Origin of the sequence: uncultured Shimia sp., from assembly GCF_913054185.1 — a bacterium.
In the GTDB taxonomy this organism is placed as follows: Bacteria; Pseudomonadota; Alphaproteobacteria; order Rhodobacterales; family Rhodobacteraceae; genus Shimia.
In genome coordinates this window covers 1-10780 of sequence record NZ_CAJXIV010000122.1, presented here as the reverse complement: position 1 = coordinate 10780, position 10780 = coordinate 1, and the positions used below count along the sequence as shown (strand labels likewise).

Below are 10780 nucleotides of genomic sequence, written 5' to 3'. Positions count from 1 at the left end.
GCAGGCACTTTTGCGGCCCAATGGGGTGGGCAAATTATGTCATTGGATGCTATTCCCACCGAAGCAGTCCTTGGACCGATAGATTTAGATCAGACGTTGGAGACCCCGTCATGACCCGTTTGAACCGCCGCCGTTTTCTGACCATTGCCGCCGCCAGCGCCGCTGTGCCTGCGGGCATGGCCGTGGCCGCTACCGAAACCGCCACCTGGTCCGGCATCGCGCTGGGCGCACCGGCGCACATGAAAATCGCTGGTATGAGTGCTTCTGAAGCTACGCCTATCTTTACCGCGGTGGAGGCCGAGCTGTCCCGTCTGGAAGGCATCTTCTCACTGTATCGCGACAGCGCGCTGACCACGCTGAACCGCGACGGCGTTCTGAATACGCCTGCACCGGAGCTTCTGGAAGTGCTGAGCCTGAGCGACAGCATCAACGCAGCCAGCGGCGGCGCATTTGACCCATCCGTGCAGCCGCTGTGGTTGGCCAAAGGTGGCAAAGGTGACGTCTCCAACGCGCAAGGCCTCGTGGGCTGGCAGAACGTACAGTTCGACACGGCCGCTGTGAAGTTTGACTCCGACGGCATGGCGCTGACCCTGAACGGCATCGCACAGGGGTACGTGACCGACCGCGTTGTGGCCTTGATGAAAGACGCAGGCCTGACCAACGTGCTGATGGACATGGGCGAAGTTGCCGCGTTGGGCAGCAAAGCGGATGGCGCTGGCTGGAAAGCTGGCGTGTCCACCCCGGAAGGCGAGATTGTCGCGCGTGTGACCCTGACAGACCGCGCACTGGCGACCTCCGCCCCATCAGCCACGGTGCTGTCCGGCACCGAAGGCCACATCTTCCTGCCAAGCGGCGCGGCAAGCGTTCAGGCGTTGGCGTCTGTCTCCGCACCGAAGGCCGCTATGGCGGACGCGCTGTCCACCGCGCTGTGCCTGATGGATGAGGCCGCTGGCCGCGCCATGGTGGATCAGTTTGCCGGTGCGCGCATCGAAGCGCTGGCCTAAGCCACAAAGCGTTAAGCCTCAAAGAATTGAGCCTCTCGCACCGATGTGCGGGAGGTTTTTTTATGCCCGCTTAAGTGGTCGAAGCGGAAGAGTTTACCGCCAAAGCTGTGATTGGACTGGTTTTAGGTCCAGCGGTGATTAACCACTTTCTCGGATCCAATATCTGAAATTCCTCGCTAAGCTCCCTCGGGGCAAAAGTAAATTTTACCAGTTCAGCAATTGCTGCCCAAAGACAGCTTGGCTGTAAGCGTTCTGTTAAGGATCAGTTTCCTAGATTGGTATCGAAATTCTATACCAGGGAACGAAGGTACTATTAACGATGACTAAGACTTTGACTGCCGCCGTGACGAAATTTGGACTCGACGGCAAGGATGGTGATGCGCTGGCGCGCGCGGGTGCCAGAGTGACGCCGTGGTTGAATGAAATTCTCGACTATTTCTATGACTATGCGATGGCGCAGGATGGCGCGGCTAAATTCTTTAAGTCTGAGGAGATGCTGGCCCACGCCCGCAGCCAGCAAAAGAAACATTGGACAAAACTTCTGAGCGGCGCATTTGATGATGATTTTGCCGCCGCAACCAAAACCATCGGGCAAGTGCACTTTCGCATTGAATTGCCGTTTGATCTTTATTTGGCAGGGTACTCGCGGGCGACATCGTTTATTCAAACCTTGTTTCTCAAACGCAGCAGCATTGTATTGGGGCCCGTTGGCAAGGCGGAGATGGCAAAGCAGCTTTCTGCACTTACGCGGGCGTTCACGTTGGACATGAATTTGGTGATTGAGGCCTATTTCAGCGCCCAGCAAGAAGAGCAGGCGCGGGCGTTCAAATATCTTCAGGATGGCATGGGGCGCATGGGGCGCAAAGACTTGTCCGAGGACATTCCCTCCCCAGAGCACAGTGACTTCCCGGCACGGTATGAGGACATGCGACTGGGCTTTAATGCATTGCAGAGCGACATGGGCGAAGTGATGCGGTCTATCAAAAATGCCACCGAGGATTTGGATCTGACGGCAGCGGAAGTGAACTCCGGGGCTGATGATCTGGCGCATCGCACAGAAACACAGGCCGCGACATTGGAGCAAACCACGCAGTCAGTGGAGGAAATCACAAAAAGCGTTCAGTCCTCTTCCAGTGCAACACAGGAAACCGACGCAATGATGTCTCAGACGCATCAAAAGGCCAAAACGGGTCAAGACGTGATGCAGGAAACCGTCGAAAAAATGCGCGAGATCGCAGAATCCTCTGCCCAGATTTCACAGATTACAGGTGTGATTGACGATATTGCGTTTCAAACCAATCTTTTGGCGCTCAATGCAGGTGTAGAAGCCGCGCGGGCCGGAGATGCTGGTCGGGGCTTTGCTGTGGTGGCTTCTGAGGTGCGCGGCCTGGCGCAGCGCGCGGCAGAATCTGCTGCAGAGATTAGTGAATTGATCAAAACCTCGTCTGACTTGGTTGAGAATGGTGTCGAGATGGTGGACCAGGCCGGTCGTGTGCTTGGGGATATCGTGAACAAGGTAGAAGCCGTGGCGGGACTAACTTCGCAAGTGGCCAACTCCTCGCTGGAGCAGTCAGAAGGGCTGAGCGGAATTGCCAGCAGCCTGTCGCAACTCGACAACGTAACGCAGCAAAACGCGGCCATGGTTGAGCAGACAGCTGCCGCCGTGGGCTCGATGCAACGGGACACGACCTCCATGGCGCAGCTGATAGGTGAGTTTGAATTGTCGCCTGAAGGGGTGGATCATGACGCAGGGGACGAGAACGACTGTTGTGAGGTTGTCAATCAGGTTGCCGCCTAACGCGCTGAACTTTCTCGGAAACTTCAAGCCGGGATGTGGAGCGTTCCGGCATTTTGCCTTTGTGGTCTGCGACTTTTTCTCACTTTGTTGTTTGGTCTTGGGTTTGGTCAAGTGGCGGTTGGCCAGTGGGGCCTAGGCTCGCGGCGAACAGGTAATGCAATAGGTGAATTATGTCCGCGATTCTGCGTGTGTTTTCAGAAGGCTTTCGGGTGTTTTTTCTTGCGGCCGGTTTCTTTGGCGCCGGTGCGGGGCTGCTATGGGCGTTGTCATTGGCGTCCGGTGGTGCCGGGATGGACAGACTGAGTATAGCACCAAGCCAATGGCACGCCCATGAAATGATTTTTGGCTATGGTGCGGCGGCAATTGGCGGGTTTTTCCTGACCGCAGTGCCCAATTGGACCGGCTCAAAAGGCGCGCGGGTTGGGTTTATTGCCGGTGTATTTGGCTTGTGGCTGATTGGCCGGATTGCACTGTGGCCGATGGGTGTGGTGCCCCCAATGGCAGCGATGGTGGCGGATCTGATGTTTGTGCCTGTCTTGGCGTGGAAGATCCTGAGCCAACTGCTAAAGCGCCCCAAACCGCAGAACATGGTGCTGTTGTCGATGTTGGTGGCCCTGTGGGTGAGCAACTTGCTAGTGCATCTGGAATGGGCAGGATTGACAGCGGACACAGCCCGTCAGGGTATTGTGGGTGGGTTGATGACCTTGGTGGGGTTGATTGGCGTTCTTGGCGGACGGGTCACGCCGGCGTTTACACGCAACGCCATGAAGCGGGTCGATGTTCCAGAGGCAGACTGGCCAAACACTCCGGCCGCTCTAAACAAAGTCTCGATGGTGACCTCGCTGGCGCTGCCTTGGGCCGCGATGAGTGGCAGTGATATATTGTTGACCTGCGTTGCAATGATTGCAGGCATTGCGCAATTGGCGCGGCTCAGCGGGTGGAAGAGCTTATGGACCGTAAGCCAGCCAATTTTGTGGTCGTTGCACATCAGCATGGCGTTTTTGGCGTTGGGTTTGATCCTGTATGGCCTGTCGGGATTTGGCGTCGGTCAAGAGCTGGCCGCGATCCACGTGCTTGGCATCGGTTGTGTTGGCGGTATGACGCTGGCGGTGATGAGCCGCGCAGCTTTGGGGCACACTGGCCGCGCGTTGATCGCGTCAAAACCTTTGGTCTGGGCTTACGGGGCTATGGCCAGCGCCGCGCTGATGCGCTGGGTAGGACAGAGCGTTTTGGTCGCGGTGTATGATTTCACGCTGATGTTGGCCGGGGGGCTTTGGGTGGCGGCGATGGTGCTGTTCCTGATTGCGATTTTCCCAATGGCCACCGCCCCCCGTCTGGACGGGAAATAACGCTTAGGTTTTCTTGCTGTCGTCCACGATGGTCATTGTGGCGAGCCCGCTTTCACCCAACGGGATGGTGGCAAATGGCCCGCCAATGGTCATCTGTGCCAAATCGGTTGGGTTTGCCGGCGGGGCGTCCGCAAGGATGGCGTCGGCAAACTGTTCGGCGTTGTCCTGGGGCTTGTAGCCGATGTGACCTGCGCCGGTGTTGTGCACCGGGGCGCGGTCGTTGTTGGAGATGCCATACACAATTGAGAAGCCAACAGTTTGCGCGGTGATCGCGGCGGTGACCATGCGGATCAGGTCATCATAGCTGAGCCATGTGGAGAGGGAGCGCGGGGCCACAACCTGCGCGCAGGAAAAGATGCGCATATGCACGCTTTCCACGCCACGTTTGTCCCAATACATGCGGCCCAAATCTTCGGCAAAGCACTTGGCGAGGCCATAGAAGGTGTCGGGACGATGTGGGGCGTCGACACCAATGTTGTCGGCAATTTTGTGCATGCCCACGGCGTGTACGGAGCTGGCGTAGACCACCCGTTTCACACCGTTGCGGTAGGCCGCCTCCCAAACGTTGTGCGCGCCAATGATGTTGGGGCCGAGAATTTCTTCAAACGGGGCTTCATCGCCTATGGCGCCAAAATGCACCACCATGTCGGCGTCTTTGAGCACGTCGATCATAGCATCCAGATCGGCCAGATCCGCCTGCACGTAGCTTTCGCCCTCATACAATGTGCCGATGTCCTCAGCGATGTCGGTGGAAACCAATTCGTCAGCTAGTTTGGTCAGCGGCTCCCGCAGGTAAGAGCCAAGGCGGCCAGCGGCGCCGGTGAGGACAAGTTTCTTCATGTCAGGGGGCTTTCATCTCTTCAAGCAGGGTGTCTGCGGCGCGGGCCAAAAGACCGGCATCCGAGCCACAGGCAACAAAGGTGAACCCGGCCCCCAAAAGGCGGCGGGCAAAGGCCACGTCACGCACCAAAGTGCCAACGGGAAATTTCTTGGAAATCAGCCGCATGGCGGCGGGCAGGATTTTCGCCCAGACATCGTCATGCATGGCCTGGCCGAGGTAGCCCATGTCGGCTGCAATGTCGGCGGGTCCGAAAAACACCCCGTCCACGCCCTCTGTTGTGGCAATGGCTTCGACGTTGTCCAGCGCCTCAAGCGACTCGACCTGCACCAGCACCGCAGTTTGGTCGTCCACAGTTGCGGTGTAGTCTTTGTCACGGCCAAAACCGGTGGCGCGCGTAGTGCCACCAAAGCCACGGATGCCTTTGGGCGGATAACGCGTGGCGGCCACGGCGGCGGCGGCTTCTTCAGCGTTTTGCACCATCGGGAACAACAGTCCCGGCGCACCGACGTCCATCAGGCGCTTAACTTTGACCGGATCGTTCCAGTCCGGGCGCACAATGGCGGTGCTGTCAAAGCCTTTGATGACCTGCAATTGCGCCTGCACGTCAGACAGTTCGCTCGCCCCATGCTCCATATCCAGCAGCAGCCAATCATAGCCTGCGCCTGCCACCACTTCGGTGGTCAGAGCGTCGCCAAGCGACACCCAGAGCCCAATTTGTGGTTTGCCTTCGCGAATTGCGGACAGGAAAGGGTTTGGTTGCACCATTAGATTACGGCCTTCTCAACTATAGGGTCATTGTTGAGCACACGTTCAAACGTAAAGGGCGCCATGTCCAGAGTGCGGAATGCTCCGTAAGTCAAAAGCTCGGCGACTGCCCGGCCCATCGCAGGGCTTTGTTGCAGCCCGTGGCCAGAGAATCCGTTTTGGAAGATGAAGTTGGTGACTTCGGGGTGGGCGCCCAAAATGGCGTTTTGATCCAACGTGTTATAGGCATAGTGTCCGGTCCATTCGGCCCCTACTTTGATCGCTTCGAACTGGGGAATACGCGTGGCGATGATGGGCCAGACATGATTTTGCCAGCGGTTGTGGTCCATGTGGAAATCGTCAAACGCCACCGCTGGGTCCGGGTCCGGCGCAGCCCCGGCAAGGTAGGTTGTTGGGCCGTCTTGGCGGAAATGCACGCCGGAGGGATCGATGGTCAGCGGCAGTTCCATCGGCAGCGGCTGTTCAGCAGAAAAAATCCAAGTGAAGCGTTTGCGTGGCTCAATTGGCATGTGAATGCCCGCCATTTCTGAGGTGCGCGCAGCGCGCGGACCGGAGGCGTTTACTACCTGACCACAGGAGACCACGTCACCTGAAGCCAGCGTGACAGAAGTAATTTTGCCGTCTGCGCGCGCCATGGCAACCACTTCGCCGTTCACATATTCCACACCGCGCTCGCGCGCGGAGCGGCGAAACCAGTCAAACACCACGCCGCCATCCCAATAACCTTCGTCTTTGGTGTTGATCGACCCAAGCACAATGTCGTCGAGATTGTAGAAGGGGTAGCGGGCGGCAATTTCTTCGGCGTTTAACAGCTCAGTGTCTGTGCCCGCCGCCAGTTGGATTTTCTGATTGTCTCGCAGGGTTTGGGCAAAGCCTTCGGTGTCGGCCAGATAGAGGTAACCGTAGTTCTGGATGTCCACATTGGGCACGCGCTCGTCGTCGCCCATGCGTGCGCGCAGGTTTTTCACGAAGTCGGCGGCAAACTGCGAAATCTGCACATTTAGCGTATTGGAAAACTGCTGCCGGATGCAGGAGTTGGTGTGCGCGGTGGAACTGAACTCATAGCTTGGGTCTTTCTCCACCACCAGAACGGAGCCAGTGAAGTCTGGGTTGTCGGACAAAAACCACGCGGTGGAGGATCCCATGATCGCCCCGCCAATGATAACCACGTCGTAAGATGTTTTGGTTGGCTTGGTGGCCATTGCGCCTGCTGCCATTAGACGATGTCTCCCCGTTTGGCCCGCGATAGGGCCTCGGCAATCTCTTCTGCCGACATGTTGTAATGCTCTGCGGCGTGCTCCGGGGTGATGTAGCCAAGCGCAACATCGCGTTTGACATGCGCCGGATCACGACGGTTTGCGTTACCGTAGCCAGCGCCGCCGGGGAAGCCCATTTGCACCACAGTGCCATGGGGGATGAATTGTTTGCCTTTACCGCGCACCGCTGCGCCGTCGGAGCGGGCCAGACGGGTGGCGCCACCGGCGCCGCCTTCGCGGCGGCCTTGCGCGGGATGATCCACGCGGTCCAGCATCAGAGAGATATCAAACTCGTGGCCCTCACGTGCACCCACATCCATGTATTGGCCGAGGCCACCGCGATATTCGCCTGCACCGCCGCTGTCGGGACGAAGCTCTTTGCGCCAGATCAGCACCGGCCCGACTTGTTCCGTGGCTTCCACCGGCATGGTCATCACACCAGACGGGAAGGCTGTGGCATTCATGCCATCCAATGTGGGCCGTGCGCCGGAGCCGCCAGAGTTAAACGTTAGGACCTCGGCACGTACGGCATCCGCAGGCGCCTCGCCATCCATACGCGGACGCAAAGAAACTTGGAAATTGCACAGACAGCCCGCGCCCTCAGCAGGCACTGTGTTGGGCAACAGCTTGTCGAGCGCGTTGTAGACGGTGTCCGGCACCATGTGGCCAATCACATGGCGCAGGGCGACGGGGGCCGGGAACTTGGCGTTCACAATGCTGTTGTCCGGCGCGGTGATTTCAAACGGGGTCAGTGAAGCGGCGTTGTTGGGGATTTCCGGCGCGATGGCGCATTTTAGCGCGTAGCAGGCATAGGCCTTGGTGTAGACCAGCGGCACATTGATGCCCTTTTTGTCCAAACCAGATGTGCCGTCCCAATCGCTCAGGATGCGGTCTTTTTCGATGGTCAATTTGACGTGCAGGTTGATGGGCGTGTCGTAACCGTCGATGCGCAGATGACCTTCGGCCTCGCCTGGTGTGAGCGCGTTGATCCGCGCCAAAGTGGCTTCGCGGGAGTTGGTCAGGATGAAGCCCGAGATGCCGGCCAGATCCGCCAGCCCAAACTCTTCCACCATGTCAATCAGGCGGCGGTGGCCAATCTCGTTGCAGTTCGCCAGCGCGTAGATGTCACCCACCAACTGATCCGGCTCCCGCACGTTGCCTCGGATGAGTGTCAGTAGCGTTTGATCAACGGTGCCGCGATCCGCAAACTTCATAATCGGCAGGTAAAGCCCTTCTTCGTGTACGTCATTGGCATCCGCGCCAAAACCGCGCCCGCCGATGTCGGTGACATGGGCTGTGCAGGCAAAAAAACCGATCAGCGTGCCCTGGTGGAAAGACGGCGTCACAACAGTGATGTCATGTTTGTGGCCGGTGCCCTCCCATGGGTCGTTGGTCAGATAGACGTCGCCCTCAAACATATTCTCGCGCCCAATGCGACGGATGAAATGGCCCACAGCGTCGGCCATAGCATTCACATGACCGGGCGTGCCGGTCACCGCTTGGGCCAACATCTCGCCCGCGTCGTTGTAGACCCCGGCGGAGAGGTCGCCCGCTTCGCGAACAGAGGTGGAAAACGCCGTGCGCACAAGGGCTTGCGCCTGTTCTTCTACCACGGAGATCATTCGGTTCCACATGACCTGATAGGCAACTTTGCTGTGCTCGGTCATTGGGTGATCTCCTTTGTGCGCACGTCCAGCGTACCATCAGCGTGGGTCAATACCTCACGGCTGGAAGGCACCACCACAGTGGTTTCGTCCTCAGTCACGACAGCCGGGCCTTGGGCGATGTGGCCGCTTGGCAGATCGGCGCGCGGGATGACCGCGGCCTCCACGGTTTGAGCTAGAGCGGGATCAAACAGCGCACGTGTGTTGCTTGGTGAGACAGAGGTCAGATCACCTGTGCCCGTGAGTGGCGTGGAGCCAGCTTGCACGGTGTGTGCGTTCACGCTCCAGACCGTGATTTCGACCTCCATGCCGTCGACAGCTCGGCCAAACAGTGCTTTGTAGTCTGTTTCAAACAGGTGCAGGAACGTGTCTGCGTCCGGATTGGCAGCCTGTTCGGCGGTAAGTGAAATTGGAATCTCCCAACCCTGACCGGAGTAGCGCATGTAGACTTTGTGGTCGCGCAGGATTTCTGCGTCCGCATCACAGGAGCGTACAAAGCGTGTCGCTTCCCCCGACATGTCGTCAAACAGGGCTTTGACCTTCGCGGTATCGAAATCTGCGATGCGCATGAAGACAGAGCGGTTGGCCTCAAAACTAAACGGCGCCCGCAGGAAACCAATGGCGGAGCCAACGCCTGCGCCTTGGGGAACAAGACAGCGGGAGACGCCAAGCTTTTCGCAAAGACGGGCGGCGTGCAGTGGGGCCGCGCCACCAAACGCAATCATCGTGTATTCCGAGAGGTCTTCGCCGTTTTCCACCGCATGTACGCGGGCGGCATTGGCCATGTTTTCATCAACCACTTCAGCAAGGCCAAAGGCCGCCTCGGTGGCGTCCATGTCCAGCGTTTTGCCAATCACATTGTTCAGTGCGGCAGCGGAGCTGTCGGGGTGCAACGGGATTGATCCGCCGGCAAAATTGTTGGGGTCCAACTTGCCCAAGATCAGGTCAGCGTCGGTCACAGCCGGCTTTTCGCCGCCTCGACCATAACACGCAGGTCCTGGCTCAGACCCGGCACTCTCGGGACCAACACGGATTTGGTTCATCGCGTCCACATGAGCCAGCGAACCACCTCCTGCGCCAATTTCCACCATGTCGATAACTGGGATCGAGATCGGCATGCCGGAGCCTTTTTTGAAGCGATAGGTGCGGGCGACCTCAAACACGCGCGCGGTTTTCGGCGTTTGATCTTTGATCAGGCAGATTTTGGCCGTGGTGCCGCCCATGTCAAAGCTGAGCACTTTGGTGAGGCCGTGTTTGGCGGCAATGTCGGCCGCAAAAATCGCACCGCCTGCCGGGCCGCTTTCGACCAAACGCACCGGGAAATCTGCGGCGCTTTCCAAGGACATGATGCCGCCGCCGGAGTGCATCAGAAACACAGGGCAGGCTGCGCCTTCGTCGGCCAGCCGGTCTTTCAGGCGGCCAAGGTAGGACTTCATCAGGGGCTTGATATAGGCGTTGGCGATGGTGGTGTTGAACCGCTCATATTCGCGCATTTGCGGGGAGACCTCACAAGACAGCGAGACCATCACGCCGGGCAGTTTGTCCGCCAGAACCTCAGCAATGAGCCGTTCGTGTGCGTCATTCACATAAGAGTGCAGCAGGCCCACAGCGATGCTCTCGTAGTTGGCTGTGGCCAGCTCTTCGGCCAGCGCTTCGATGTCATCACGCTCCAGCGGGATCAGTGCTTTCCCTGTTGCATCCATACGTTCGCGCAACACATAGCGGCGGTTGCGGGGCAACAGTGGCTCTGGCAATGTGAGGTTCAGATCATATTGCTCAAACCGGCTTTCGGTGCGCATTTCGATCACATCGCGGAAGCCTTCGGTTGTGATCAGCGCGGTTTTGGCGCCGCGTCGCTCGATCAACGCATTGGTTGCCAAAGTGGTGCCATGGATGATCTGCTCGATCACTTTTGGCGCTACGCCCGCCTTGGCGCAGACCTGATGCATGCCGTCCACAATCGCATTTTCCGGCGCGGCGTAGGTGGTCAACACTTTGGTAGAAAACCGGCTTTCACCGATCTCCAGCACCACGTCCGTAAATGTTCCGCCGATGTCGACGCCCAATCGGGCTGCGTGTGATGGCATCGCAAAGTGCCTCCCT

8 protein-coding genes are annotated in these 10780 nt (G+C 58.4%); 3 read left to right on the top strand and 5 right to left on the bottom strand.

Annotated elements, in window-relative coordinates; translation table 11 throughout:
• Positions 1-110 precede the first annotated feature (110 nt).
• From QZ517_RS18450 to QZ517_RS18440, 3 genes are all read left to right on the top strand, one after another.
• Positions 111-1004, top strand: coding sequence for an FAD:protein FMN transferase (locus QZ517_RS18450; protein WP_294229962.1), 894 nt, complete (start codon positions 111-113; stop codon positions 1002-1004).
• Positions 1005-1323: 319 nt separating this feature from the next.
• A complete protein-coding gene (locus tag QZ517_RS18445; protein ID WP_294229959.1) occupies positions 1324-2802 on the top strand; it encodes a globin-coupled sensor protein in 1479 nt (492 codons plus the stop codon).
• Positions 2803-2972: 170 nt separating this feature from the next.
• Entirely contained in the window at positions 2973-4151 is a 1179-nt protein-coding gene (locus QZ517_RS18440; RefSeq protein ID WP_294229957.1) for an NnrS family protein, read from the top strand.
• A 3-nt stretch (positions 4152-4154) separates the two neighbouring features.
• Here QZ517_RS18440 and QZ517_RS18435 read toward each other — a convergent pair whose 3' ends face one another.
• Genes QZ517_RS18435 through QZ517_RS18415 form a run of 5 tightly spaced genes read right to left on the bottom strand, consistent with a single transcriptional unit; the run spans position 4155 to position 10764 of the window.
• Entirely contained in the window at positions 4155-4991 is an 837-nt protein-coding gene (locus tag QZ517_RS18435; protein ID WP_294229952.1) for an NAD(P)-dependent oxidoreductase, read from the bottom strand.
• 1 nt (position 4992) lies between these two features.
• The gene (locus QZ517_RS18430; RefSeq protein ID WP_294229949.1) at positions 4993-5757 is read right to left on the bottom strand and encodes an HpcH/HpaI aldolase/citrate lyase family protein; all 765 of its coding nucleotides are present in this window, start codon (positions 5755-5757) and stop codon (positions 4993-4995) included.
• Positions 5757-6974, bottom strand: coding sequence for an FAD-binding oxidoreductase (locus tag QZ517_RS18425; RefSeq protein WP_294229947.1), 1218 nt, complete (start codon positions 6972-6974; stop codon positions 5757-5759). Before QZ517_RS18425 ends, QZ517_RS18430 begins: the two co-directional genes overlap by 1 nt.
• Positions 6974-8680, bottom strand: coding sequence for a hydantoinase B/oxoprolinase family protein (locus QZ517_RS18420; RefSeq protein ID WP_294229945.1), 1707 nt, complete (start codon positions 8678-8680; stop codon positions 6974-6976). The genes QZ517_RS18425 and QZ517_RS18420 overlap by 1 nt, the downstream gene beginning before the upstream one ends.
• The gene (locus tag QZ517_RS18415) at positions 8677-10764 is read right to left on the bottom strand and encodes a hydantoinase/oxoprolinase family protein (RefSeq protein WP_294229964.1); all 2088 of its coding nucleotides are present in this window, start codon (positions 10762-10764) and stop codon (positions 8677-8679) included. Before QZ517_RS18415 ends, QZ517_RS18420 begins: the two co-directional genes overlap by 4 nt.
• Positions 10765-10780 lie beyond the last annotated feature (16 nt).

Bases quoted from the DNA above. Each gene is read 5' to 3' on its own strand.
- QZ517_RS18450 (WP_294229962.1), top strand. From the start codon at position 111: ATGACCCGTTTGAACCGCCGCCGTTTTCTGACCATTGCCGCCGCCAGC.
- QZ517_RS18445 (WP_294229959.1), top strand. From the start codon at position 1,324: ATGACTAAGACTTTGACTGCCGCCGTGACGAAATTTGGACTCGACGGC.
- QZ517_RS18440 (WP_294229957.1), top strand. From the start codon at position 2,973: ATGTCCGCGATTCTGCGTGTGTTTTCAGAAGGCTTTCGGGTGTTTTTT.
- QZ517_RS18435 (WP_294229952.1), bottom strand. From the start codon at position 4,991: ATGAAGAAACTTGTCCTCACCGGCGCCGCTGGCCGCCTTGGCTCTTAC.
- QZ517_RS18430 (WP_294229949.1), bottom strand. From the start codon at position 5,757: ATGGTGCAACCAAACCCTTTCCTGTCCGCAATTCGCGAAGGCAAACCA.
- QZ517_RS18425 (WP_294229947.1), bottom strand. From the start codon at position 6,974: ATGGCAGCAGGCGCAATGGCCACCAAGCCAACCAAAACATCTTACGAC.
- QZ517_RS18420 (WP_294229945.1), bottom strand. From the start codon at position 8,680: ATGACCGAGCACAGCAAAGTTGCCTATCAGGTCATGTGGAACCGAATG.
- QZ517_RS18415 (WP_294229964.1), bottom strand. From the start codon at position 10,764: ATGCCATCACACGCAGCCCGATTGGGCGTCGACATCGGCGGAACATTT.